Source organism: Acinetobacter sp. WCHA55 (assembly GCF_002165305.2).
GTDB lineage: Bacteria > Pseudomonadota > Gammaproteobacteria > Pseudomonadales > Moraxellaceae > Acinetobacter.
Genome location: NZ_CP032285.1, coordinates 241,230 through 265,652, shown reverse-complemented (window position 1 = coordinate 265,652; position 24,423 = coordinate 241,230). Strand labels below are relative to the sequence as shown.

Sequence of the window (24,423 nt, the reverse complement as noted above, 5' to 3'; positions counted from 1 at the left end):
ATTGGTGAAAAAATACAAGAACTTCTTTCCGTTGCCGAAGATCAATTTGAGCAATATAAATCAAAACGAACAACTATTTGGCGAAATAAACTGATCAATACTATGAAAGGTTTATTGAATGAATGCTTACCTCAAGCTCAATATTCAGCTATATCATCTACTGTTACCTTATCTGATGATATATTCAAAAATATAAAACAAGGTATGGAAGATGAAGGACTGTGGAATGAGGAATTAGAGCAAAAGCTTTTTTTTGCATCTCAAATACAGCTTTCATATTTGTAATCTATAAGGGAGATATTAAATTTCCCTTTTTATAGCTTACGATAGGCAGAGATGGATCCGGAAATTTGAACAACTCCTATAAGTGATACTCTGCTCCTCAAATGATGTTATAAACATCAATATATGGAGTATTTTATGGCACGTAGACCAAGAAGAAATCATTCAAACGACTTTAAGGCTAAGGTAGCACTTGCTGCGATCAAAGCAGAAAAAACACTTGCTGAATTGAGTTCTGAGTTTGATGTTCATCAAAACCAAATTATTGACTGGAAAAATCAATTGATCTCAGCTTCCTCACAAGCTTTCGATCAATCAAAAGCTCCATCAGAACCTCCCATTGATCTTAAAAAGTTACATGCAAAAATCGGTGAGCAGGCATTAGAAATTGATTTTTTAGAAGGTGTGTTGAAGAAACTGGGCCGCTTCAACCACAAAAGTTAATCGATCACTCACTTCAGATTTCAGTATCTAAACAAGCTAAGTTACTGAAAGTCTCTCGTGGTTGTTATTATTATCGCCCAAAACCTGTTAGCTCATCAGATCTGAAGCTGATGCGATGTATTGATGAATTACATATGCAATATCCTTTTGCAGGCAGTCGTATGATGCGTGATTTGTTGAATCGTCAAGGGCATCATATAGGACGACGTCATACACGTACTTTAATGAAGAAAATGGGTATTCAGGCGTTATATTGCAAACCAAATTTAAGCCAGGCTAATCAAGCTCACCGTAAATATCCATATCTGCTCAAAGGATTGGCTATTCAGCGCAGTAATCAAGTGTGGTCTACTGATATAACGTATATCCCTATGGCAAAAGGCTTTGTTTATTTATGTGCTGTGATTGATTGGCATAGCCGCAAGGTACTTGCGCATAGGGTATCGATTAGTATGGAGGTGGATTTTTGTATTTCGGCTTTAAATGAAGCGATTGAAAAATATGGATCACCTGAAATATTGAATACAGACCAAGGCAGTCAGTTCACCAGTGATGCATTTATTGATGTATTGAAATCAAATGGCATTCAAATCAGTATGGATGGTAAAGGTCGATGGGTAGATAATGTGATGGTTGAACGATTATGGCGGAGCGTTAAATATGAAGAGGTGTATCTCAAAGCTTATAGCAGTGTCACAGATGCGAAAAAGCAATTGAGTGCATATTTTGAGTTTTATAATCTGAAACGACCTCATTCGAGTCTAGACAAAATGACACCAAATGAGTTTTACTATGATCAGCTACCCCAACAAAACAAGGTGGCTTAACTAGAGCGGAATATCACTTATAAATACGCTTTTAGTTGTTCAAACAAGTGGAACCACCTCTGGCTTACATTGCACAAACTTCCTGAAAAGCCATTCATTGATATTTTATGTATAAGTTGCTGTTTTGTAATTACAATATTTTAAATTTAAGCTCACTTATGCCACATACCTTAATCAGTTTATAAATTATATGGAAGAGTTCCCCCTTACCGAATTTCCACCGCTGAAACAAACTTGTTATAAAATATCAAAAAACTTCACAGCCATGTTATCTAATCTCTCTTTCACTACCTCCCAATCAGGCATAACTTGATTCAATAGTTGGTAGAAACGCTCACTATGATTATGTTCAACCAAATGACAAAGTTCATGCAGAATCACATAATCAATGCAGATTGTAGGCGCTTTAACTAGATGAGGATTGAGCGTAAGTAAACCTGATGGGGAGCAGTTTCCCCACTGTGTTCGCATGGTCATCAAACGAATATCAGGGTAATTTTCAACCCATAAAGCTTGTTCTAGAATATGTTGCAAACGTGCTTCGAATATGACTTTTGCTCGGATTCTATACCATTCATTTAAATAAGATTTAATACTTTCAAGACCCATATCCAAGGTGTTTACTTCCAATCTTCCTCTTAGAAGTTTTACACCTTTTGGCTTGGTATCATCATGAATCACTTTCAATTGATATTGTTTACCTAAATAAAAGTGGCTTTCACCACTTTTATATTTGCGAGGCGTGATAAATCTACTTTGTTCACGGAACTCTCGTAATTGTTTATAGATCCAACGACTACGCTGCTTTACCGCTTCAATAATTGTTTGATCATCTGTATTTAACGGTGTTGATACAACCACCCGACAATCAGCATAGACTTTAATCAGTATCTTTTGAGTACGACTAGGACTTTCAAGCACCTCAAAATCAATAATTTCATCACCATAAACAATGCTTAACTTTCTCTCTGGCAGCGTATTCATCCTAGAGCCCATTTAAACCAACCCGAGTAATTTGTACGATCATTTCTACAATTTTTTTTGCTTGATCCATACCACTCCCAATGGATTTACATTCACGGAACATCTGAGGTAATAATTTTTTACGGATATCCGCTTCAATATTTTGCGGATTGATGGAGTTTTCAGCCACAGAGCTCATCACAGAACGATCAACCTCGAAAGCGAGTTCAATCCACTTATCTTGATTCTGTTGATTTGTTATCGAGAATGCTTCAGGTAATAGCTTCTTAAAGACCCCGTAATAAGCTTGAGCATGCTTATTACCACTGAACACATCGGGAATTTCATCTAAACGACGAGCTTCAACTTGTTCTTCAAACTCTCTAAACAACATGTGTTGCTTCAATGGGTGATCAAACTCTTTCTCTGCTTCTTCAATGACTTGACGTAACAGCTTAGAGAAAGCCTCCTGAGCATAAGGATCATCACGCAATTGTTGCTCAATCATCTTAGTTACACGAGTTTTAATGATATCCGTTTCATTACGTGTTTTCTCTTCACTCCAATCTTCAGGCTGAGCTATTTTACCCATCTTGCCAACTTCATAAACCCCATCAGGGTCCTTAACTTCAATGCCCACAACATGCTTATCAATCAGTTTTTTGACTTGCTCTGCATACTGATCGTAGTCAACAGTCTCCCCAGCATCTCGTTTCACAATTTGACGCAAGCTTGTAAATAGTTTGACTGTTTCTTTGTAGTGCTGACGATCTGCATCAGAAAAGCTTTTATCTTCAAAGAAGGTTGCTGACTGCAACGCAACTTTTAAACAACTTGCAAACTCTGTAAGTGCTTCATAAAAATCATCACGAACTTTTAAGTGAATATCGACTAACTCACCCTTACGTTCTTCAATACGAGGAACTAAAACTTGGCGTAACTGCTCTGGATCATTTTTATTTTTAACATCAGCAAAAATTGCCCAAAGTGCTTTATACAAACGAGGTAATCGTTTGTATTCAGAACTCATTTGAGTATATAAGCCTGTAAGATCGTTAATATCATAACCACCTTGGGTACGAGCAGCGAGATCTTGGTAATCAAGAATTGTGGCATCCAATTCTTTTAAAATACCGCGATAATCAATTAATAAACCAAACTTTTTCAATGGGTGAAGTCTGTTTACACGCGCAATTGCTTGAATTAAATTGTGCTGTTTTAAATTTTTATCAATATAAAGAACAGCATTTTTAGGTTCATCAAAACCTGTTAATAGCTTATCTACTACAATCAATAACTTAAGGGATTCATCTTTTTCAAAGCGTTCGATGACTTGTTTTGTATAGGATTGTTCATCTTGAGTACCGACATTCTCTTTCCACCATTGAGTCACTTCAGGGGTAGTTGATTCATCAACATCAGTATTACCTTCACGACTATCGGGTGGACTCATGACCACTGCCGATTCAAATAGACCAGCTTCATCCAAATATTTTTTATATTTAATCGCTGAGGCTTTACTGTCACAAGCAAGCTGACCTTTTAAACCATCATCAATATTTTTAACAAAATGATTGGCAATATCTAATGCAATCAGGCGAATACGGTCATCAGCAGTATAAAGCTGACCTTTTCTCGCAAATTTACGCTTTAAATCTGCTTTTTGCTGATCTGTTAGCCCTTCTGTAATACGCTCAAACCATGTATCAATTGCTCGCTCGTTTACGTCTAAATCAGGGATACGTTCCTCATACAGCAAAGGTGTTACAGTTTTATCTTCCACCGCTCTTTGCATCGTATACGCATGCACAATAGGACCAAACTTATTTACAGTCTTTTCATTTTTAAGTAATGGCGTACCTGTAAATGCCACGAATGCCGCATTTGGAAGTGCGAGTTTCATACGCACATGGTTTTCACCACCTTGGCTTCGATGCCCTTCATCAATCAAGACAATGAAGTCTGAGCTTGTATTGACACATTCAGGAAGTTTGGTTGCAGAGTTAAACTTCTGAATCAAAGAGAACATGATTCGCTCTGTACCCTTGCCAATTTGTTCAGCCAAGCGTTTGCCTGAAGTCGCCATGGCATTTTGCTTGTCTCTTTTTCCTGCCAGTTCACCACCTGATACAAAGGTTTTACTTAGTTGATCTTCTAAATCGACACGGTCAGTGACAACCAAGATACGGCATTGTTTTAAATCTTCATGCAAGATCAAGGCTTTACTGAGAAAGACCATAGTAAAAGACTTACCTGAGCCCGTTGTATGCCAAATCACACCACCTTCACGACCACCCTTGCTATTCTTAGTACTAATACGCTCAATGAGGCGTTTGATACCAAAGATTTGCTGATAACGGGCAACAATTTTTCCTGCTTTCTTATCGAAAAGCGTATATAGGCGAACCATTTCGAGTAGTCGTTCAGGCTTTAATAGACTAATAAGCAGTTGATCTTGACCTGTAACAGCTAAGTCTCCACCTGCAATTAGGTTTTCATACCAATTTAAGTCATCGACTGGACGATAAGAAAATAGGCTCTGTTTTTGTGAAGCAGTTAATTTCTTATTTTTAAGCGCATACATCTCTGCATCAGAAATATCTTCTTCTCGCCACGCTGCCCAAAACTTAGCAGGAGTATTACATGTGCCGTAACGCCCTTCATGTCCATTTATAGAGAGTATCAGTTGGCTATATGCAAACAGATGTGGAATTTCATCAGGTCGCTGATTACGAAGCGTCTGAGAAATGCCTTCATTAATCGTTGGACCTTTCTTAGCCTGACTATCAGGGCGTTTTGCTTCAATTACTCCTAAAGGAATACCATTTACAAAGCAAATGATATCGGGTCTACGTGTATCTACACCACCTGAGCGTGTGACAGCAAATTCTTCAGTGTATGAAAAGTCGTTGTTATGAATGTTATGCCAATCAATCAATGGAATCGTAGGGCTAACTTTTTTCCCGTTTACAAATTCGGTGACAGGAATGCCGTAGAACAAATGGTCATACATTTTTTCGTTGGCGGTCAGTAGCCCTTCATTCAAAGCAGGACTACATATTTCAGCAATTAAGTTATCAACTGATTTTGGCGATAGTGGATATTCTTGACCCGCAAATGGAAAAGTACGTTTCGAAAGTTCTTTACGCAGGATTTGGCGTAATACCACTTGGTCTTGTTTTCCATCACGGGCAACGAGTGCCTGTGATGGGGATAAGAATGACCATCCTAAGTTAGTCAACAAGGTTAGAGCAGGAATCTTTCCACTATATTCTTCTTGAAACCTTGGATTATAAATATTCACGCATTCACCCTAAAATGACTTTATCTTGTACTTTGTTTAAATAACTTTATGAGATTCCTAAATTTTGGTTTAGTTCATCCAATAGTCTTCATCTTTCTCTAACCAATTTTCATCAAAACCATAAAATTTCAATAATTCATTTGGACATTTCTTTAATACTGCTTCAATGCGCTCTAACCAATCATATTCATGATTAAACTCCTTTAAGAACAGGAATAAAATACAGATATAATTATAGAGTTGATGCTGGGTCTTTAGAGGAGCTTTTTTACCCTGTTTAGGCGGAAAGGCAAATGTTCTGTTAAATAAACGCCCTTGATGCGCACAGACATTGCGTAAGTAGGTCAACGCATGTAACCATGACTCCAATAACTCTGGTGACAAGTCAAACTGTTTTGAAACCTGTTTACGATCTTTACTCTGCACCAAATGCTCATATAACTTAGACCATGAGCCTAAAGGTAAAACCTCAGCAATCATCCAACATGGCGGGTATTCTGGTGTGACATAAGCCTGATAATAATGATGTATGAAAGTTTCTCTGAGCTTTTCTTTTTCACTACCAGCATCTGCTTTTTTAGCAGTAAATTGCTTAATCTTGCCCAAAAAATCTTGATGTTTAAATTGATCAGAGCTTTGGAACAAATTTTCATCTAAGAACCAATGAGAGCTATTATACTTAATCGATAATTCATGATTAATAACATTTCTTACTTCGACTTCAATACGGTCTATTGCCGCTAAAATCAGACTACGTAATTCAGCATCAATCATACTCATATGAATTAAAGTAACTAACTCAACATTAGGCTGATATGTACTTAACCTTTTGCCAGTTTCATCATATTGTCGAAAAGCCAGTCCATAGCCTTTTAATCGGTAATAGCTGATCTGTTTAAGGTGGCGTAGTGCAGCTGTCTGATCTGTAATCTTTAGACCATCAGATTCTAACTTTTGTAATAATTCTGGGTATGTTTTTGGGTCTTTTGAAAAAGTTTTAGTCATAAAAAAACCCACACTGGTACGCTTAAATCAGAGGCGCTGTGGGTGTTGTTAAACATATTATGCTTACCCATAGCCGAAATTGCAAGATGCTTTTGTAAATTCAATAAGAATATACGTATTTGTGGTGTTACATTTTCTTTATAAAGAAAATCAAAAAATAGCACCAACATATTAAATTTCAAATACTTTTTCAAAAAATCCCCCTTTAATTTTAAGCAAATCTAGTGCTTAAGCAGCTTAAAACTCAGCTGATAACGATAAAACTCAATATTCTGAGCCACACTCAAAGCACGACGAATTCTTAAGTCATCTTCAAGTGCAATGATGACCCCTTTTACCTGCTGATCTGCCTCAGCCAACTCATCTTTGACATAGCCCATATAGCGTTGAATTTGCCCCACAACACGATCACTTGCACGACCACGTTTAAGTTCAACAACAAGCAACGTCTTTTTATCCTTACTGATAGCCAAGATGTCGATAGGACCTGTATCCGATGGATACTGTTGGCCGACCAATTGACCATCTTCGGTATAAATGTCGTATGTTGCACCCAACTCAGTTTTAGACCAATTCTCTACCAAGAAATGCTCTAAATGCTTTTCTAAAGCAAAAGCTGTTGGGTCTTCGAGCACTTCATCAGGCTCGAGATGCTCAACTGTTTCTTTACCATCAATAAGCGTTTTAAGCTCTGCTGCATACTTGGTTAGATTGCAAACTGTACCTGCCGCTGATGAGTTTTTTAACTCCTGAGACATCAGTTCTCTAGGTAAAGTCTGTTCAAACCATTCAACTTTTCTGCGATGGCTTAACTCACCAGAAGGCACGTAGTAATAGTCTGAAATGACTTTACCCACTAAGTAATGACCATCTCCACGAGGTGTAAGGATAATGTCGCCCTGTTTAATTCCCTTAGAAAGGGTATGCAACATGCCACATGCTAAGCCTGCCGAAATCTTCGTTTTGTCAGGTAAAGCATTAAGATAAACAGGAATAAAACGATGATTAAACTCACGCCAATCATCAGGCAATGCATGTGTTAAGTCTTGGTCAATGTTCCAGTTGGCGGCAATAAAGCCGCCTTCTAGAAACTCTTGAGCAAATACAGACTTCGCACCCGCCATAATGCGGTAATAGCTAGGGTTGATTTGCATCATTAAGCAGCCACCTTGACACGTTTTTTACCTGTCAAAAGTTGTTGCATCAGTGCTTTCTTCTCTTGCTTTAAGCAATCAAGTTTTTTCTGTAAGGTCTCAATCTCTTGATCTGCCAGAGAAAGAACCTCAGCAATTTTTTGTTGTTCCTTCAGATTTGGTAGAGAAATTACCAAATTTGAAAAAATTGAAATCCAATGTCGTTGATGTCCTCCAATATTGAATTTCAACATTTGCATTGCTTCGAATACAAATTTAATTGAAACCCCTTTTTTAGCAGTCAAGATTTTCATAGCACTTGATTTTGCTTTAAATGGAAAGTTCACATACTTACTATCGGTTGTAAAATCATCAAAAATAATTACAGGCAATTGATCTTGATAAATCCCTGAAATCTCATTGGTATAACCCAAAATGAATGTTTTACCCGCTGTTAAAACAGGAGTTTTATAACTATCACTATAAGCAGTGGACTCCACCAAATAAGGTGTTGGCTGTTGATAGTCAAGAAGTAAGCCTAATTCAATACGTTGCCATTCATCACTGAACTCAACACCCTTCTCATCACGCAAACGCTTCTTACCCGTCAGCAATTGTTGCATTAATGCTTTTTTCTGCTGTTGGCTATTTTTAAGCAGTTTTTCAGTAGCCGAAATCGTTTGATCCCAAGTAGAAAGAATTTGAGTGATTTCCTTTTGTTCCGTTATCGATGGCAGTAAAACATTAACTTTTGCTAAATCTTTTTGACCAATGTTGGCACGAACCGCTCCCTGACCAAGTTTAATAGCTTGTGTTCTATACATCTCAGCTTGAAACAAAAATGATGAATATTCAGGATATATGTCATTTGATTTTGGACGACCTCGAATGACAAACCCACCAAAAGTAGCAACGGCATCATCTAAATAAACAGCAGCCATTGCTATTTCATCAAATGTCTCTGACGTTCTATTAAAAAGAACATCTCCATAATGCAATTTATACGCTATAAGTTCTTTATCTGAGACTTGTACCCGACCTATGATTTTGTTTTCAGTAAGAATATTGTTACCAAAAACGTCCATTACATTTACAAATTTATACCCCCTTCCATAATGTTCTTTCTCGGTATTTAATCCATTTTTAAAATCAAATAAAGAACCTAGATCAACTTGTTTCCAACCATTAGGCACCATAACCCAACTCCTCTAAATACTTCGCCATTTGCACTTCAAGCTCAGCAAGTTGAGTTTTTAACTGCTCACGCTCAGCACGCACAGCAACCAAATCAATCTCAGCTTCTTCTTCAAAGGTATCCACATAACGAGGAATATTGAGGTTGTAATCATTGTCTTTGATTTCCTGCAAAGTCGCCAAATACGCATATTTATCTATACTTTCACGAGTACGATAGGTTGCAATAATCTTGGCAATATTCTCTTCAGATAAGTTGTTTTGGTTTTTACCTGACTTAAACTCACGGCTTGCATCAATAAACAAAACCGAATCATCAGACTTTTGCTTTTTGAAAATTAAAATCGCAGCAGGAATACCCGTACCAAAGAATAGTTTTTCAGGTAAACCAATTACCGCATCTAATAAGTTTTCGTTAATTAACTTCTCACGAATCTTACCTTCAGATGAGCCACGGAATAACACACCATGTGGAACCACAACACCCATACGACCCGTAACAGGTTTTATCGTTTCGATCATGTGTGAGATAAAGGCATAATCACCTTTGGTCTTTGGCGGTAAACCACGACGGAAACGGTCAAACTTATCGTTTTCAGCATATTCATACCCCCAATTATTCAATGAGAAAGGCGGGTTTGCTGTTACGATATCAAACAGCATTAAGTCGCCATTCTTATCCAATAGTTTTGGATTAGTAATGGTATCGCCCCACTCAATTCTGTGGTTATCTTCGCCATGCAAGAACATGTTCATCTTCGCCAATGACCAAGTTGAACCAATGGCTTCTTGCCCGTAGAGTGCGTATTCTTTGCTCTTGTGATTTGCTACAACTTTACGACCACACTTCATTAACAGTGAGCCAGAGCCACATGCAGGGTCACAAATACTGTCGCCTTTCTGCGGATCAAGTAACTCTGCGATTAAGTCAGACACTTCAGGTGGCGTATAAAATTCACCTGCCTTTTGACCACCACTCGCAGCGAAGTTTTTAATCAAAAACTCATAACCGTTACCAATCACATCAAGTGAACCAACACGGCTTGGTTTCAGATCCAATTCGGGTACAGCAAAAACTTCTAAAAGATCTTTCAGAATGGTATTTTTTTGCTTTTCTTCACCCAATTTATCAGTATTAAACGAGATTTCTTGGAAGACACTTTTGCCTACATCTTTGAGCTTTGTCCCATTGGCTTCTTCAAGCGCATGTAAAGCTATATCAATACGTTCACCATTGCCGGGCTCAAAGCGACGCTCATGCAAGGTATAGAAATTTGATTCACGAGGCAGGACAAAACGCTCGCTTTTCATTAATTCTTCGATGAGCTCAGGTTCATCGCCATGTTCATTTTTATAATTATCGTAGTGATCTTGCCATACATCAGAGATGTACTTTAAGAATAACATCGTCAAAATATAGTCTTTGTAGGTATCTGCACTCACCGTGCCACGGAATACATCACATGCCGACCAAAGGGCTTTATTGACGGTATCTTGATTGATTTGAGTAACCATTATTTGTTTCCTTGGAGCAGTTGTTTAAACATGCCCATCATCATTTGTTCACGATTTTTAAGTAATTGTTGGGTCAAGATCTGCTCTTGCTCCCAAATACGGTTTAATTCGATTATGCGTTGCTGAATATCCAAGCTAGGGATTTCAACTTCAAACTGGTTGACTGTAGATACGCTAAGCATTGGCATCTTAGAGCCCTGACTTTCTTTCCGTAACTCGTATTGCACATGAGGTTGGTTTAAGTACCAGCATAAGTATTCAGGCACTACATTTTGATTTGGCATTATTATCAAAAACTGGCTACTCACAATTAAGGGTAATGCTTTTGATTGATCTTGATTGCCTACAAAATAATGTGCCTTGAGATACTCTCCACGACAGGGCAGCAACACAGACTCAGGCGACACGATTGCGTTATCTTTACCTTGCCAATCAATTTGCGGTAAAGCATCTGCAAAAAGCGTATAACTACATGTATCCGTTGCTATGTTACGAATGTCTTTGATCTGCAATACGTGGGCATTGCCAGACTCAACTTCCTCGATCTTTTCTCGAAATGTAAAGCCTGTACGAATCTCTGTAAGGTCGCTCAGTTTTAAGAATCTCTTTAACTTTGCCATAAATATTTACTCAGAAAGGGATTGAGCCATCCTTGGCTCACATATTTAAGAAGCTTTGCCTAAGTTTTCTTTAAGCCAAGTAGTAACATCTTTCATTCCCTTTGAATCAAGGTTGTACCAAGCTGCCTCATTTTGTAAGCGAGTCACTAATAAGCCATCATTACCATCCATGACTTTGAATAATTCCTCTGCAATTTGTGATGGTGTTTTTTCAGAGACAATTAACCAACATGACTCCAGTGGATGACACCAATTGCCTAGAGACCTAATTTTTTCATAAAGCTCATCATAGTTACGTTGTTTACGCAGGTCATAATTGATCTGATATACTTTCATTTGTTCTGAACTCCTAATATTTAGTCGTGTTAATGGTTTTGAACTCGATGACAGGCGGCCACCTGTCATCCTTATTTTTTGCAGTAGAACATCTATTCAAACCAGCTAAATAGCATATTATGTTGCTGATAGTACTATGTCAATTAAAATTACAGTAGATTATCTACGTTTTTTATTTAATTTATAACCTTTTGTTAAATAATTAATTTTCTAAAAGTTCGGTAATAAGTGTTGAGGATGAATCTTCAATATTTTTGCAATCTCATATAGTTTTTCGACAGTTAGATTTACTTCCCCACGCTCAATTCTTCCCATGTAGCTCCTATCTATAGAGCACTGTAGGGCCAAGAACTCTTGAGTCATGTTTAACTCTATTCTTTTATTACGGATTAATTTCCCAATTTTTATAGATAATTCTGACATGTTCGGCGTCAACTATCTTGGCCGGTTCGCGTCAATTATGATGGCCGGTTAGGTTTTCTCATTTTTCCTACTTCCAGCTTGTTTTAACTGATGTTGTTTTCGATAGCTTTCTCCTTCTAATTCTATAATTGTCGCGTGGTGGATCAGCCGATCTATGGCCGCTACCGTCATCATGCTGTCTGGGAAGATCTGATCCCATGCACTAAACGGGTGATTGGCTGTGATGATCAGGCTACCGCTTTCATATCGATGCGCGATAAATTCAAACAGTACCTGGGTTTCTGCATCGGTTTTTTTCACATAACCAATGTCATTTATCTGACCACCCGATATTTCAAAATAAACGGGAAGCCCACCGCTATCTACAGCGAGATGAATTTTTGTAGAACTCCCACCCCGACTTTTTCCTATCGCTTCATCTGAACTGCTTGCGGCTCCGCTACTGTCTTGATGCGCTTTGACAATACTTCCATCAATAAACAACCATTCTGGATCATTATCGGACGATATGCTTTGAAACCATTTTTGTAACACACCTTTCTTTGACCAAAGGTTAAAGCGCTTAAATACAGAGTTCCAACGACCGAATCTTTCAGGCAAATCTCGCCACTGAATGCCTGTGCGCATACGATAAAGTATGCCTTCCAGTGTATTTCGGTGTTCATATTTATTGTAAACACGCCCTGTCTCTTTAAGTATTTGCTTTAGGGCTTCCTAGGCGTTATCTGTTAGCATTGTCCTTGGCATAGCAACGTCCGTTCTCGGTGGTATTTTTGATTTTTGGCGAAACCATTATACCTTGTTGCTATGCCGTTCATTTTTCACTCAAAGATCAACAGCCTCTAGTAAGGCACGTACTTGAAGCACTTAAAAGATAAAAATAAAGGCTCTCTAATGTGTTTAGGAGCCATCTAACTTATAGTTGTTTCGGGTGAGGCTTATTTGTTTTTGTGCTCCAGTGCTGTAAGTGATGTACCTACGATAAATATAGACACGACAAACAAGCCTAAATCTTTTAGCAAAAACTGGCCAGGAACCACAGAGATCGCAGGAAACCCAAGAGATGCCTCAAAAACACCGGGTGTAGTCAGCATGAACGACAATGTCGTAAAAAAGAGTCCGGTTGAAAGTACACCGCCCAAGATTGCGAGCTTAGGGGAGAAAACTCGTGCAGCGATTAACAGGCCAACTGAAATTTCAAGCACACCCAGAAAATTTGAGAATCCTTGAATGCTGAGGAAGCTATACATCCACGAAAGCAGAGGGCTATTACTAACAAAACCATGTATACCGTTTGCTTCGTAGCTAGTGAATTTCATGCCACCAAACCACAAATATATTATCGTCATGGCAACGTAGATGCCACCTATACCAAACTTAGTGATTTTTGCACCGAGATTATTACTAAGGGTATTGGTAGTCTGGACACCATTTTCAATTTCGGGAATAGTCATCTTATATCTCCAATTATTTTTAGCCATGTGGACTCACTCTATGTAGCCCACTAAAATGATATGACTCTTGAGAAAAACTATATGTTTACTCGAGTCGAACCTAACTTAGGTAATTGCTGTAGTTGAGCACCAATGGATTAGACATCAATGCCTAGTGGTTGAACGGCCGGGAAGTCGACCTCGGTCTGTGTCACTTCGTTAACGTAGTTAGTGAAAGTGTTCAGGGCAACAGCCAACAGAATATCCACTACATGTGCATCACTGTAGCCAGCGTTCAGCACCGCTTGGACCTGGTCATTGCTGACTTGCCCGCGCTGGCGGACTACGGCGGCAGCAAAACGCACGGCTGCGTCGGCCTTAGGGTCATTTGATGCACCGCTGCGGTTGGCAGTGAGTTCAGCATCATCAAGCTTGGCCACCTTACGGCCTAGGAAGGAATGGGCAGCAAGGCAATAATCGCAGCCGTTGATCTCAGCGACGGCTAGGGCAATACGCTCAAGAGTCGCTGTACCCAAGCCGCCCTGTGCTGATGCTGCGCTCAATTGCAGGTAGCCAGTCAGCGCAGCAGGGCTGTTGGCAACGACGCGGAACATGTTAGGAACGCGGCCCAGTTGTTTTTCCACAGCCTTGAGTGAGGTATGGGTAGCAGTAGGCGCGGCGTCGATTGTGGTAGGGGTGTTCAAACGTGACATAAATTTCTCCTAGTGATTTGAAAGACAGCACGCTGTATTGGCGTGGAATAAATTGTATTTAAGAAGGTTCTGCTTGATAATCCGTTGCTATCAGACAGCTCATCTTCACGTCTTGCGCAGTCGCCATTTCAGTGCCACTACACACCTTCGTTGACGTCACGCCGTCCTGATTTCTAAGGAGGTCTTCGAGACTCCAAAAACACCCTCCGGCAACGATCACATTATTTATTTTTCATAAAGCCTCCTTGGTTTTTATCTATTTACTAATGGAACTGAATTTACAGCATGTAAAATAGATATAACATGCTCAATAGTTCGTATAATGTGACTTATTAGACAGTTTACGTAGGGGCTATGTATGGATGCAGACTTTGGATATCAGATTAAAAGAGTTGTGAAATTAAGGGTTCACGAAAAACTGCAAATATAGGGCAAATCAGATTGTCTATACCCATAATTTAGAGCGCCCGAGCATCAGGAACTCACTGAAAGCAGACGTTTCTGAAAATAAACAAGGCACAGCGCTTGAAAATTTCGAGACATCAACGTTTTGCCAAAAGGCTAAAAATGCGTGCACTACTCATTTCGCATTTAAAGAGAGCATCGGTTATTAGGCAATAACGATGTGGCCAAAATTTGTCGACCACTACACTATCTCGTAAACGAGTTTGATAGACGTCAACTAGTACGTATTTTTAGTGTAAGGTCATATTAATGCACGATGCTAAACTCTGCTGTGAGCTAGGTAGGATGTATAAATACCATAAATATTTCAATGCTTTACTTTTTAAAGCTCAAGTAAGTTACTCAGTTCCGACTGTTGGTGGCAGATTTGGAATCTCGCGATTTGTCTTAAATGTCAGCCAAGCAAGTCTCTCGCTAATAAAGTGTTGACTATCCCTGACAAAGTAACAATTTCTTGCCATAATCAGACTTAAGCACTTTACTTAGAGTGTATGTGCGCCGCTTAATGCATCAATGCTGCTAATTCCCTGATTGACATCAATCACTTTGTTTCCTGTTTGATACTCTGAGATAAACAAGATCGAATGATGCAAAAGGGGACTATTTAAATACTGAGGGAACAAATGGCAGTAGATTTGAGCATAGAAACCGCTCTGCTCCTAGAGCGCTGGCAAGGCATTGTAAACTCGATGGCTCAAGTCGCGGAAGTGCCTTGTGTGCTGATTAATCGATTAGATAAAAACGAAATTTGTCAGGCTGTTGGCAGTGTGTCAGTACCAACTTTTTATTGCGGTGAACCTGTTCCATTGGCACTTAACACTTATTGTTCCCAAGTCATTTCCAGTAACCAGCCATTACTAGTTGAAAATGCAATCGGTACCCGATATGAAAACAATAACCCAACATTTGCAGCAGGCTTTAGTTATTACTATGGCCTGCCATTGCTTTGGCCTAGCGGAAAAACTTTCGGTACTTTGTGTATGTTGGACTTTTCAAGCCCAGATCGGGCATCACAACACTGTTCCTTACTCACACTTTTTAAGCAGGCCATTGAATACGATTTACAGATGCTTCAACAACAGCAAGATCTGCTAAAGCGTGAGCAACAAGCAGACAAAAAATTTATACAACTATTCAATGAGATGTCAAATAGGATAAGACCGGTAACTAATAATAAGTTGCTTCAATCTGAGTTGTTTGTACTTTTGACAAGCCAATACCAATACTGGCATCAGGAACTGGATAAGCAGCTTAATCAAACCGTCCTGACTGATGAAAACTCCATTCATATAGCGGCACTGGTTCGAATTTGGTCAAATTTGTTGGCGATTGCCCATGAAACAGAATGGTTGAGAGCTACGGCAGTTCTAGAACCTTATAGTTGTGATGCTGTTGCGTCACTGGTCAATGCAACTCCATTATTAGAACAAGCAGTGTATAAAACAGCGCTGACCCTTGGTGCTGATCTCGTTTTGAGGAGTCATTTGCCTAATCCACTGTTACTAAGTGGGAAACCAGAGTTATGGTCTCTGATAGGACTAGCTATCACGAGCTTTTTAGTTGTTGGCGCCAGCGGTACAAGTATAACTATTTTTGTCAGTAACCGATTAAAAGGTAAGTACAGAGTTTTGGAATGGTCCCTTCTTGTAAAAGGCCAGACGATGCCGCTGCGTTTTACCCGCGATAATCAAGCGCTTTATGGTTTTGCAACAGTATGTGCCGAGTTAGCGGGTGCTGTTCTTGAATCTGGTGAGTGGCAATTAACTGAGAGTCTTCAGCAACAGAGTCGTTATCTCAACTCAAATCGTGATCACGTTGACGACATTGAAAGCAGGAATGCTTCAAGAACTGCTAATGGCATAACCAGGCTTATCTGCTTATCGATACCGGTGATGGGAGACGATTTATAAACACTCAGCGATGATCAGCGAAGTTGTGTTTTAGTTTTCTTGTTGGCACTACATCCGGTATGGCGGCCTTTAATCTGAGAGTGACACTTGGGATAACTGAAAAACTGGCTGTGATTCTGCTGAACGGAGCTTGGTGCTAAGCATGTTGGCGTCATTCAAAGCAAGGTCAACACTGCTATTAACGTTTACGATTATCTGACGGACGTGCTGCTGCGCGTCAACCAACATCCAGTAAGCAAGGTACATGAACTAATGCCGAAGTTACGGAAAGCTCAGTTCGAAAGCGCATTACAGCGTTCAGCTCTATTTAGCAATCCCGATGCTTCGGTAAAATAAGCCACGGAAAATGCTCCGGAGGCCGCATGCACACTAAATAGATGACGTTAGACGAAGAGTTGGATTTAAACGAGCAAATTATAGAGCCTGCGACCGGAAAAGCCAAAAGTTTATAAATACAGCTAAAACTCAAATCAAGCAGGCGAATATTGTACAAAACAATACCATTGCTACAGAGATAACTTCAAGTCTGACAGATCTATGCTAGAGTTAAATCAACGATTTAATTCATTTTTCTATGCAGGATCTTTGAAAAATGCAGTAGAAAAACGGAGAAGTACATGACCTTTAGTTTAGCTCAAACAGCTAGTGCAGAAACCACACTAAAAGCACCTGCTGAAGCAGATCAGAACCTGCGGGATATCACTGAACTGGCGTGTTATATCTGTGATGCACCAGTGGCTATGGTGACGCGAACCGATGACACAAAGCTGAATCTAATTGCAAAAGTTGGTATTTCGCGTACCTCTGTATTAATTAAAGAGTCCTTTTGCGTGTATGCAATGGAAACACCTGATGCGGTAATGGTGGTCCCTGACGCTACTTTAGATCACAGATTCAGTACCAATGCTATGGTGATTTCAGGACCTGGCTACCGATTTTATGCTGGCTCGCCGCTGATTGATCCCGAAGGTGCAGTGATTGGTACTATTTGTGTCTATGATCATGTTCCTAAGCAGCTGAACCAGCGGCAGATAAGCTCTTTGCAGGCTCTGTCCAGACAAGTGATCGCCATACTGGAGCTGAAAAAAGTCGGCGAACAATTACATAATACCAGCATGACGGATGCGCTGACAGGGGTGAACAACAGAAGAGCTTTTGACCTCAAGTTTGAAGCTGAATTTGCTCGCTGGCAAAGAACAGGACAATCTTTTGTACTGGCATTGATTGATATTGATCACTTTAAGAGTTTTAACGACAGCTATGGTCATGCCGCAGGAGATGAGGCACTGAGTCAAGTCGCGGCTCTGTTTCAGCGCCATAGCAGGAACTATGACTTTTTCGCCCGTTATGGTGGTGAAGAGTTTGTGCTGATCCTGCCAGGCACAGACACAGCGTCCGCAAATAAAACACTGGAAAAGTTAAGGCTGGTAGTGGCTAACCATGAGTGGTTATTACGACAATTAACGGTCAGCATAGGTTTGGCCAGCGCTGATTTATTTGACGACAAAAAGCAGTTGCTCGAAGTCGCCGATCAGATGTTATACAAAGCTAAAACCCAAGGCCGCAATCAAACCAGTGTGTTCGCCACACTGTAAGAGATCTGTTCATGCTGCGCTGATCTCAAGACCTCATAAAAACTGAGGTCTTGCTTCGGTCGATAAGCTGGTCTGATATTGGCATTATTTATTCCTTTCAAATACATGGGTAATGCGACTTACACAGATTTTTTATGCTCTCTTGGACTCCATGTGAAGGAGATCGTCACATTCTTTACATATAGAAAATAGAGTTCTTTAGCCAGCTGCAATTTCAGATTAACCGATTCGGTAAGCTTTCTGCATTTCCGGAGACAACTTTTTTAGCCAGCTTGAGAGACTGAAGCCTTTTCTATCGGTACTATTTAATTTAGTAAAATACAGATGTTCATCCCAGCGAGGACCGAAATCTACTTCTGCAAGACTTACAAGCTGTTTGTTTCTGCGAAGACGATGCTTTTGATGGTAATCTTCGGCGGGCCAAAAATAACCATTTTGTTCTCCGGCCTCAATCACCTCGGGAGATTTCTCCTTTCCAATCGCTTGAATCAGTTCTTCAGCTACTTGTTTTTGCTCCAGATCAAAAACAAAAAGTATCTGGCGATACTGGCCCTGCTTTCTACCATGAACAGACCATGATTCAAAACTTCCAAGAAGTTCCCTGTAGCTGATTTGGTCTTTATCGTAGATCACTCTGACGACTTCGGCGTGTCCGTTGATGTTGCGGTAACTCGGATCCAGAGTTGATGCTCCAGCGTAGCCAACACGTGTTTGCACTACTCCCTGCGTCCCTCCAAAATTAGAATCCGGTCCCCAAAAGCAACCCATGCCGAAAACCGTTTGACTAAGCTTCCCGATTTTCAATGCTTCTTCGATTGCTTCAGGGGTTGCAAATTCATAGCTTTCAACACCGTCTTCTTTATTCATTTTTAGATCCGACATATTTTTCTCCTAACTTTCAAGAATTGTAGCCACTCCCATTCCTCCCGCCGTGCAAACGACGATAAGGCCACGTTTTCCAGGACCAGCTGAGTGCAGTATCTTTGCTAAAACTCCGACGATCTTAGCGCCAGTAGCCGCAAACGGATGCCCAAGGGCAATGCTACTTCCACGGACATTTAGCTTCGAGCGGTCAATTTTTCCGAGAGGCTCTGATCGTCCCAAACGTGTTTTGCAGTATTCAGCAGACTCCCACGCCTTCATCGTGCAGAGCACTTGTCCAGCGAACGCCTCGTGAATTTCGTAAAAATCAAAATCCTGAAGCTTTAAGCCGTTTCGCTTCAATAATTCACTGACCGCCACAGTTGGAGCCATGAGCAAACCTTCGCCAGCGACGTAATCCACGGCAGAAGTATGAGAATCCACAATCTTGGCCAACAGCGGCCAATTATTCTTTTTAGCCTCTTCTTCGGAAGCCAAAAGAACGGTGGATGAGCCATCTGTGAGCGAGCTTGAATTTCCCGCCGTCAAAGTCCCTTTTTCTGATTTATCAAAAACAGGTTTTAACTTCGACAATTTTTCCAAAGTTGTATCAGCACGCAAAATTCCATCGGTCTTATTTCCTTGGAATGGAAAGACGAGATCATCATAAAACCCATCTTTATATGCTTGAGCTGCATTTCTGTGACTTGCCAGCGCTAACTCATCTTGCTCTTGGCGAGAAATATTCCACTCTTTAACCATGAGTTCGCAATGCTCACCCATTGATTTTCCGGTGCGTGGCTCAACCACTGCGGGCAACACTGGCTTTAGATCGCTAGGTTTAATTCCTAAAATGATTTTTACTTTCTCACCAAGCGTTCTGGCAGAATTCAACGCAATCAATTTTCTTGCGAAAGTTCGACTAACCATAATGGGCAAATCGCTGTTGCTATCAACACCGCCCGCAATGCCACTTTCAATTTGGTGGCTAGAAATTTTGTGAGCAATCTGAATCGTATTTTCCAAGCTCGTTCCGCAAGCACGTTGCACGTTATATGCCGGAGTGTTTGGATGCAAACCGGAGGATTGAACGACTTCACGAGCCAAATTCCAGTTAGCCGAGCTGTGCATGACAGCTCCTAAGGCTACATCGCCCACAGTTTTTCCTTCCAAGTTATATCTATCAACTAAACTCTTTAGGCTCGCCGTCATTAGTTCTTCACTTGAGACGTCTCGATATGCGGTCATAGATTTCATAAATGGAATCCGAGCTCCACCTACGATATAAACGTTTCTCGTTTTCATAATTTCACCTCCGGCTTTGTGTGCCGTTCAAAAACTTCTCCGACCTTCACGTCGTACGATTCAAAAATGTAGTCTTTGCCAAGCATCTTGGCTTTTTTGTGTTCGGGATGCTTATCCCAAGCATCGAAAGCTTCTCTGGTAAGGAACTCGACAATTAGAACATCTTCACCGTTAGGAGAAGAAAACCGCTCATGGCTTCCGTAACCAGGAATGGCTTCGACAAGCGCGGACATCTCGGCGTATCTTCTTTCAAACTCCCCACCGTGCTCCTTGGCAACACGACTGCGGAAAACTGCTATAATCATTGATCTGTATCCTTACTAAGCTAATTACAATCCTCAAAAAAAAGATCTCGTTATTTCATCGAAGCTTCCAACCACTTGTCGAGATCCTTGAACTTGGGGTTTCTCAGCTTCTTTGTCCCAACCAGTATTGTCGGGAAATTTAACTTTCCAGTAGTATAAAGGGATCGCAGTTCATCAGCTGCCGCGTCGTCTTCGTGAACATCTAAAAAATCAAACTCGATTCCTTTTTCTTTCAAGTACGACTGGTAAATCTTGGTTTTGTGGCAGTCCTTATGACCGAACAGCTTAATCCCCACGACCCCCTCCATTTTCTAAAATTACTCTACAAACTTCAACGACTCCGAGTTGATGCAGAATCGAGCCCCAGAGGGCTCAGGACCATCTGGAAAAACGTGCCCTAAGTGGGCTTCGCACACATTGCATAGCACTTCGATTCTTCGTCCGTAAGTCGTGTCCAGTTCATATTGAATTACGTTGTCGGCGACGGGCTCAGAAAAACTCGGCCAACCTGTTCCCGAATCAAACTTAACGTTCGAATCAAACAGTTCAGTGTCGCAGCCCGCGCAGGCATACCGTCCTGCCTCATAAAATGAACAGAGTTCCCCAGTGTGAGGGCGCTCGGTGCCTTTCTTCCGCATGACATTAAATTGAGCGGGTGTCAGAATTTTTTTCCACTCTTCCTCGCTCTTTTCTACTTTTCTAGGAGGAGCGGGAGTGCCGTTATCGAGATAGTTGTTAATGCTTTCCCAGTTGAACATAAATTTGCTCCTTTATTTTTGGGTTTGTTCTTTAGCTATCAATCCACGCGAAGAAGTCAGTCGCGCTACCAATGAATTTTCCATCCACAAAAACTTGCGGAACAGTTTGAAGGTTGGTTTTTTTCTTCAACTCATCATAAGTCTTGGGATCGTCATCCACGCGAATTTGTTTAAAATCAACTTTTTCAGAAGTTAAGTACTCCTTCACGCGTTTACTAAACGGACAATGGTCTTTTGTGTAGATGACAACGTTCTTAAGTTCTTTCATTTTTTCCTCTTTCGTCTCTGTACACGACAAAAATAGATAACTCATTGAAATAATGTCACAATAATTGTTTTCTAACGACGAATACTATGACACATCTCAATGAGTTATATCTTATCTTAAACAAATATCTAAAATGGAACAAGTCACATTTAAAGTGCTTTGCGCTCATCATGCTTGTGATTATTTTAAAGCAAACATGTAATCTTTCTTCTGCATCTAAAGCCTTGCCCATCAAGTGCTTACCACAATCATTTTATCGACGTATGCAGCGCTTCTTTGCAGGTCAGTATTTCGATTATCGTCAAATTTCTCAGTTGATTTTCAATATATTTTCATTCGACAAAGTGCAACTGACTTTAGATAGAACCAATTGGAAATGGGGAAAACGAAATATTAATATCCTGATGCTCGCGATCGTTTATCGTGGAATAGCGATACCTATCGTTTGGACATTACTTAATAAACGTGGAAATTCAGATACAAAAGAGCGTATTGCTTTGATTCAACGCTTTATCTCCATTTTTGGTAAAGACCGTATTGTGAATGTGTTCGCAGACAGAGAGTTTATCGGTGAGCAGTGGTTTACATGGTTAATTGAACAAGACATCAACTTCTGCATTCGTGTTAAAAAAACTTTATTGTCACCAATCATTTAGGAAAGAATCATAAAATCAGTGATTTATTTCGCCATCTTCAAGTTGGTCAAATTGAATGTCGTAAACGACGGATTTTGGTTGGTCGAGTGAAACTATATATAAGTGCACTACAGTTAGAAAATGGAGAACTTTTACTCGTCGTTTCTCCTCAGTTTAATGCCAATTCTATTCAGGATTATGCATTACGCTGGGAAATTGAAACCTTATTCAGTTGTCTCAAAGGACGCGGGTTTAATCTTGAAAATACTCGTTTAACAGACCCTAGACGAGTCAAGAAATTGATAGCAGTGCTAGCTATCGGTTTCTGTTGGTGCTATTTAACAGGTGAATGGCAACATGATCAAAAAAAAGTGATAAAAATAAAGAAGCATGGACGACTCTCAATGAGTTTATTTCGCTATGGTTTAGACTATGTTCAAATGGCGATTCAGCGTTTAATTGGTTTTGGGAAAAAAGAAGAGTTTAAGGAAATTTTGGCAATTTTAAGAAGGCAGAAGCCTGATAGGATAAGGGTTCTGTGAAATTTGTCGTGTACAGAGCTCTTTCGTTTGATTCATGGTTTAATCTCTCTCAAAATGGCACGTGTACCCGTGGGGATTCTTCTTCAAATAGTTTTGGTGATACTCCTCAGCGTCATAAAACTCTTTTTCCAAGGCTACCGTCGTGACCACGGGATTCTCGAAGCGACCGATCTCATTGACCTCATCAATCACGTTTTCGATAATCGCTTTCTGTGCATCGTCACGATAGAACGCTGCCGAGCGATACGAAGTGCCAACATCATTTCCTTGGCGATTCTTCGTAGTCGGATCATGGATTTTGAAAAAGTAATGTAGAATCTCTTCGAGAGATATTTCGTCTTGGTCGTATTCCACGCGAACCGCTTCGGCGTGCCCCGTTTTCCCTGTTATAATATCGGCGTAGGTAGGATCATCAAAATCTCCGCCAGAGTAGCCCACCTTCGTTGACGTCACACCGTCCAGACTCCTAAGGAGGTCTTCGAGACCCCAAAAACACCCTCCGGCAACGATCACATAATTTAGTTTCATAAAGCCTCCTTGGTTTTTATCTATTTACTGATTAAACTGACTTTACAGCATGTATAATAGATATAACATGCCCAGTAGTTCGTATAATGTGACTTATTAGACAGTTTGCGTAGGAGCTAAGTATGGATGTTCTCAGTGAGATTTTAGATAAGGTAGAGCTTACTAGTAGCTACTGGTATAGAACATCATTTGCAGGAGACTGGGGCATCAGTCTCCCGCAGGAAGAGAATCTAGCGAGATTTCACATCGTGACCCATGGCGAGTTTTGGTACGAGGTGCCAAAACTTAAACTTAAGGCTTTGGCGGAGCAAGGCGATATTTTGATTTTATTCAAAGGGATGGAGCACACCATGACCAGTGCACCAAAAATCAAGGCCGAGCCCGCGGTCGAATTTAGATCCAAGGCCAACCTCACTGAAACTCAAGTTCTGGAATATGGTGATCAGAGCAAGCTCAAAGCAAACGTCGTTTGCGGACATTTTTGTTTTGATGGCGGACCCGATCATCCATTCTTAAATTCGCTGCCAAACGTCGTGCATATCAAGAGTACTGAGAACTCCCACTCGCCTTGGCTTACCATGCTTTTAAGTATTATAGAGCAGGAAGCAAAATCAGGGCTTCCTGGAAGCAACACGCTAGTCAGGAAGCTGACCGAAATTATCTTCGTGCAAGCGTTAAGAATTCACATGTACAAATCCAACAAAAATGTAGGATTTTTCAAATTGATCGAAGATCCGCAACTCAGCAAATCCTTGGAAGCTATCCATCATAGTCTCGATAAAAAATGGGGTCTTGACGATCTCGCTGAGATTGCTGGAATGTCGCGTACGAACTACAGCGTTAAGTTTAAGAAACTGTCTGGCATGACACCTCTTGATTATTTAACCTATTGTCGGCTTGAAAAAGCGAAGCAGCTGCTTAAAGAAACCGGTAAATCTGTTCCTGAAGTGAGTGAAGCCATTGGGTATCCGGCACATGAACACTTTCAAAAGTTGTTTAAGAAAAAAATTGGCAAAACTCCTAGCGCGTACAGAAAAGAAAATTCTGAAAAGGTGTAAA

General features: G+C 40.3%; 27 protein-coding genes. 6 read left to right on the top strand and 21 right to left on the bottom strand.

Annotated elements, in window-relative coordinates; translation table 11 throughout:
* The first annotated feature begins 102 nt into the window (after positions 1 to 102).
* Entirely contained in the window at positions 103 to 285 is a 183-nt protein-coding gene (locus tag CDG62_RS02330; RefSeq protein WP_057081906.1) for a hypothetical protein, read from the top strand.
* 123 nt (positions 286 to 408) lie between these two features.
* Positions 409 to 1,553, top strand: a protein-coding gene (locus CDG62_RS02325; RefSeq protein ID WP_099046175.1) for an IS3-like element ISAba14 family transposase whose coding sequence is annotated in 2 segments (ribosomal slippage) — positions 409 to 673 and positions 673 to 1,553 — 1,146 coding nt in all. Because the reading frame shifts where the segments join, the coding sequence is not laid out codon by codon here.
* A gap of 237 nt (positions 1,554 to 1,790) precedes the next feature.
* Here the strand turns inward: CDG62_RS02325 and CDG62_RS02320 are convergent.
* From CDG62_RS02320 to CDG62_RS19540, 13 genes are all read right to left on the bottom strand, one after another.
* Complete coding sequence (locus CDG62_RS02320; RefSeq protein ID WP_057081905.1) at positions 1,791 to 2,537, bottom strand: M48 family metallopeptidase; 747 nt, start codon at positions 2,535 to 2,537, stop codon at positions 1,791 to 1,793.
* 1 nt (position 2,538) lies between these two features.
* Positions 2,539 to 5,820, bottom strand: a complete 3,282-nt coding sequence (locus tag CDG62_RS02315) for a type I restriction endonuclease subunit R (protein WP_058952591.1) — start codon at positions 5,818 to 5,820, stop codon at positions 2,539 to 2,541.
* A gap of 69 nt (positions 5,821 to 5,889) precedes the next feature.
* Positions 5,890 to 6,825 (bottom strand): Abi family protein, encoded by a 936-nt coding sequence (locus CDG62_RS02310; protein WP_081316860.1) that lies wholly within the window; start codon positions 6,823 to 6,825, stop codon positions 5,890 to 5,892.
* Positions 6,826 to 7,046: 221 nt separating this feature from the next.
* Positions 7,047 to 7,982 (bottom strand): endonuclease NucS domain-containing protein, encoded by a 936-nt coding sequence (locus CDG62_RS02305; protein WP_058952590.1) that lies wholly within the window; start codon positions 7,980 to 7,982, stop codon positions 7,047 to 7,049.
* Complete coding sequence (locus CDG62_RS02300) at positions 7,982 to 9,154, bottom strand: restriction endonuclease subunit S (protein WP_081316859.1); 1,173 nt, start codon at positions 9,152 to 9,154, stop codon at positions 7,982 to 7,984. Before CDG62_RS02300 ends, CDG62_RS02305 begins: the two co-directional genes overlap by 1 nt.
* Positions 9,144 to 10,667 (bottom strand): type I restriction-modification system subunit M, encoded by a 1,524-nt coding sequence (locus CDG62_RS02295; protein ID WP_058952589.1) that lies wholly within the window; start codon positions 10,665 to 10,667, stop codon positions 9,144 to 9,146. Before CDG62_RS02295 ends, CDG62_RS02300 begins: the two co-directional genes overlap by 11 nt.
* Entirely contained in the window at positions 10,667 to 11,287 is a 621-nt protein-coding gene (locus CDG62_RS02290; RefSeq protein ID WP_057104322.1) for a restriction endonuclease subunit S, read from the bottom strand. Before CDG62_RS02290 ends, CDG62_RS02295 begins: the two co-directional genes overlap by 1 nt.
* A 45-nt stretch (positions 11,288 to 11,332) precedes the next feature.
* Positions 11,333 to 11,623 (bottom strand): hypothetical protein, encoded by a 291-nt coding sequence (locus CDG62_RS02285; RefSeq protein ID WP_057081899.1) that lies wholly within the window; start codon positions 11,621 to 11,623, stop codon positions 11,333 to 11,335.
* Positions 11,624 to 11,833: 210 nt separating this feature from the next.
* Positions 11,834 to 12,046 (bottom strand): helix-turn-helix domain-containing protein, encoded by a 213-nt coding sequence (locus CDG62_RS02280; RefSeq protein WP_057081898.1) that lies wholly within the window; start codon positions 12,044 to 12,046, stop codon positions 11,834 to 11,836.
* A 48-nt stretch (positions 12,047 to 12,094) separates the two neighbouring features.
* Positions 12,095 to 12,745 (bottom strand): IS5 family transposase, encoded by a 651-nt coding sequence (locus tag CDG62_RS19545; protein WP_198114842.1) that lies wholly within the window; start codon positions 12,743 to 12,745, stop codon positions 12,095 to 12,097.
* 239 nt (positions 12,746 to 12,984) lie between these two features.
* Positions 12,985 to 13,500 carry a YkgB family protein gene (locus CDG62_RS02270; RefSeq protein ID WP_004911234.1) on the bottom strand — a complete coding sequence of 172 codons (516 nt, stop codon included), beginning with the start codon at positions 13,498 to 13,500 and terminating at the stop codon, positions 12,985 to 12,987.
* Positions 13,501 to 13,637: 137 nt separating this feature from the next.
* The gene (locus CDG62_RS02265) at positions 13,638 to 14,192 is read right to left on the bottom strand and encodes a carboxymuconolactone decarboxylase family protein (RefSeq protein ID WP_000088799.1); all 555 of its coding nucleotides are present in this window, start codon (positions 14,190 to 14,192) and stop codon (positions 13,638 to 13,640) included.
* Between the two features lie 58 nt (positions 14,193 to 14,250).
* Positions 14,251 to 14,412, bottom strand: a complete 162-nt coding sequence (locus tag CDG62_RS19540) for a peptide-methionine (S)-S-oxide reductase (RefSeq protein ID WP_223290059.1) — start codon at positions 14,410 to 14,412, stop codon at positions 14,251 to 14,253.
* Between the two features lie 868 nt (positions 14,413 to 15,280).
* Between CDG62_RS19540 and CDG62_RS02255 the strand changes: the two genes are divergently transcribed.
* Positions 15,281 to 16,567, top strand: a complete 1,287-nt coding sequence (locus CDG62_RS02255) for a GAF domain-containing protein (protein WP_000257537.1) — start codon at positions 15,281 to 15,283, stop codon at positions 16,565 to 16,567.
* 69 nt (positions 16,568 to 16,636) lie between these two features.
* Here CDG62_RS02255 and CDG62_RS19810 read toward each other — a convergent pair whose 3' ends face one another.
* Positions 16,637 to 16,813: a hypothetical protein gene (locus CDG62_RS19810; RefSeq protein ID WP_153310265.1), complete on the bottom strand. Its 177-nt coding sequence runs from the start codon at positions 16,811 to 16,813 to the stop codon at positions 16,637 to 16,639.
* Positions 16,814 to 17,184: 371 nt separating this feature from the next.
* Between CDG62_RS19810 and CDG62_RS02250 the strand changes: the two genes are divergently transcribed.
* Positions 17,185 to 18,162, top strand: a complete 978-nt coding sequence (locus tag CDG62_RS02250) for a sensor domain-containing diguanylate cyclase (RefSeq protein WP_002119794.1) — start codon at positions 17,185 to 17,187, stop codon at positions 18,160 to 18,162.
* Between the two features lie 219 nt (positions 18,163 to 18,381).
* On the opposite strand, the gene CDG62_RS02245 is transcribed toward CDG62_RS02250, so the two are convergent.
* The 6 genes from CDG62_RS02245 to CDG62_RS02220 are packed head-to-tail and all read right to left on the bottom strand — an operon-like array spanning position 18,382 to position 21,659.
* Positions 18,382 to 19,044 carry a peptide-methionine (S)-S-oxide reductase MsrA gene (locus CDG62_RS02245; protein ID WP_001281573.1) on the bottom strand — a complete coding sequence of 221 codons (663 nt, stop codon included), beginning with the start codon at positions 19,042 to 19,044 and terminating at the stop codon, positions 18,382 to 18,384.
* 9 nt (positions 19,045 to 19,053) lie between these two features.
* The gene (locus CDG62_RS02240; protein WP_000857678.1) at positions 19,054 to 20,328 is read right to left on the bottom strand and encodes an acetyl-CoA C-acetyltransferase; all 1,275 of its coding nucleotides are present in this window, start codon (positions 20,326 to 20,328) and stop codon (positions 19,054 to 19,056) included.
* Complete coding sequence (locus tag CDG62_RS02235) at positions 20,325 to 20,633, bottom strand: antibiotic biosynthesis monooxygenase family protein (protein ID WP_002122973.1); 309 nt, start codon at positions 20,631 to 20,633, stop codon at positions 20,325 to 20,327. Before CDG62_RS02235 ends, CDG62_RS02240 begins: the two co-directional genes overlap by 4 nt.
* A 50-nt stretch (positions 20,634 to 20,683) precedes the next feature.
* Positions 20,684 to 20,929 (bottom strand): glutaredoxin family protein, encoded by a 246-nt coding sequence (locus CDG62_RS02230; RefSeq protein ID WP_025467194.1) that lies wholly within the window; start codon positions 20,927 to 20,929, stop codon positions 20,684 to 20,686.
* A gap of 21 nt (positions 20,930 to 20,950) precedes the next feature.
* A complete protein-coding gene (gene msrB / locus CDG62_RS02225) occupies positions 20,951 to 21,391 on the bottom strand; it encodes a peptide-methionine (R)-S-oxide reductase MsrB (protein WP_000483554.1) in 441 nt (146 codons plus the stop codon).
* Between the two features lie 31 nt (positions 21,392 to 21,422).
* A complete protein-coding gene (locus CDG62_RS02220) occupies positions 21,423 to 21,659 on the bottom strand; it encodes a glutaredoxin (protein ID WP_009499586.1) in 237 nt (78 codons plus the stop codon).
* 86 nt (positions 21,660 to 21,745) lie between these two features.
* Between CDG62_RS02220 and CDG62_RS02215 the strand changes: the two genes are divergently transcribed.
* Positions 21,746 to 22,836, top strand: a protein-coding gene (locus CDG62_RS02215) for an IS4 family transposase (RefSeq protein ID WP_103800267.1) whose coding sequence is annotated in 2 segments (ribosomal slippage) — positions 21,746 to 22,286 and positions 22,286 to 22,836 — 1,092 coding nt in all. Because the reading frame shifts where the segments join, the coding sequence is not laid out codon by codon here.
* 39 nt (positions 22,837 to 22,875) lie between these two features.
* Here the strand turns inward: CDG62_RS02215 and msrA are convergent.
* Positions 22,876 to 23,364, bottom strand: a complete 489-nt coding sequence (msrA, locus tag CDG62_RS02210; RefSeq protein ID WP_087528566.1) for a peptide-methionine (S)-S-oxide reductase MsrA — start codon at positions 23,362 to 23,364, stop codon at positions 22,876 to 22,878.
* 122 nt (positions 23,365 to 23,486) lie between these two features.
* On the opposite strand from msrA, the gene CDG62_RS02205 reads away from it, so the two are divergent.
* Positions 23,487 to 24,422: an AraC family transcriptional regulator gene (locus tag CDG62_RS02205; protein WP_087528567.1), complete on the top strand. Its 936-nt coding sequence runs from the start codon at positions 23,487 to 23,489 to the stop codon at positions 24,420 to 24,422.
* Position 24,423 lies beyond the last annotated feature (1 nt).

Coding starts and splice junctions, on each gene's coding strand:
- CDG62_RS02295 (WP_058952589.1), bottom strand. CDS start 10,667: ATGGTTACTCAAATCAATCAAGATACCGTCAATAAAGCCCTTTGGTCG.
- CDG62_RS02255 (WP_000257537.1), top strand. CDS start 15,281: ATGGCAGTAGATTTGAGCATAGAAACCGCTCTGCTCCTAGAGCGCTGG.
- CDG62_RS02245 (WP_001281573.1), bottom strand. CDS start 19,044: ATGTCGGATCTAAAAATGAATAAAGAAGACGGTGTTGAAAGCTATGAA.
- CDG62_RS02220 (WP_009499586.1), bottom strand. CDS start 21,659: ATGAAAGAACTTAAGAACGTTGTCATCTACACAAAAGACCATTGTCCG.
- CDG62_RS02310 (WP_081316860.1), bottom strand. CDS start 6,825: ATGACTAAAACTTTTTCAAAAGACCCAAAAACATACCCAGAATTATTA.
- CDG62_RS02205 (WP_087528567.1), top strand. CDS start 23,487: ATGGATGTTCTCAGTGAGATTTTAGATAAGGTAGAGCTTACTAGTAGC.
- CDG62_RS02305 (WP_058952590.1), bottom strand. CDS start 7,982: ATGATGCAAATCAACCCTAGCTATTACCGCATTATGGCGGGTGCGAAG.
- CDG62_RS02330 (WP_057081906.1), top strand. CDS start 103: ATGAAAGGTTTATTGAATGAATGCTTACCTCAAGCTCAATATTCAGCT.
- CDG62_RS02270 (WP_004911234.1), bottom strand. CDS start 13,500: ATGACTATTCCCGAAATTGAAAATGGTGTCCAGACTACCAATACCCTT.
- msrB (WP_000483554.1), bottom strand. CDS start 21,391: ATGTTCAACTGGGAAAGCATTAACAACTATCTCGATAACGGCACTCCC.
- CDG62_RS02265 (WP_000088799.1), bottom strand. CDS start 14,192: ATGTCACGTTTGAACACCCCTACCACAATCGACGCCGCGCCTACTGCT.
- CDG62_RS02240 (WP_000857678.1), bottom strand. CDS start 20,328: ATGAAAACGAGAAACGTTTATATCGTAGGTGGAGCTCGGATTCCATTT.
- CDG62_RS02290 (WP_057104322.1), bottom strand. CDS start 11,287: ATGGCAAAGTTAAAGAGATTCTTAAAACTGAGCGACCTTACAGAGATT.
- CDG62_RS02280 (WP_057081898.1), bottom strand. CDS start 12,046: ATGTCAGAATTATCTATAAAAATTGGGAAATTAATCCGTAATAAAAGA.
- CDG62_RS02235 (WP_002122973.1), bottom strand. CDS start 20,633: ATGATTATAGCAGTTTTCCGCAGTCGTGTTGCCAAGGAGCACGGTGGG.
- CDG62_RS02300 (WP_081316859.1), bottom strand. CDS start 9,154: ATGGTGCCTAATGGTTGGAAACAAGTTGATCTAGGTTCTTTATTTGAT.
- CDG62_RS02250 (WP_002119794.1), top strand. CDS start 17,185: ATGACCTTTAGTTTAGCTCAAACAGCTAGTGCAGAAACCACACTAAAA.
- CDG62_RS02320 (WP_057081905.1), bottom strand. CDS start 2,537: ATGAATACGCTGCCAGAGAGAAAGTTAAGCATTGTTTATGGTGATGAA.
- CDG62_RS02285 (WP_057081899.1), bottom strand. CDS start 11,623: ATGAAAGTATATCAGATCAATTATGACCTGCGTAAACAACGTAACTAT.
- msrA (WP_087528566.1), bottom strand. CDS start 23,364: ATGAAACTAAATTATGTGATCGTTGCCGGAGGGTGTTTTTGGGGTCTC.
- CDG62_RS19810 (WP_153310265.1), bottom strand. CDS start 16,813: ATGTACCTTGCTTACTGGATGTTGGTTGACGCGCAGCAGCACGTCCGT.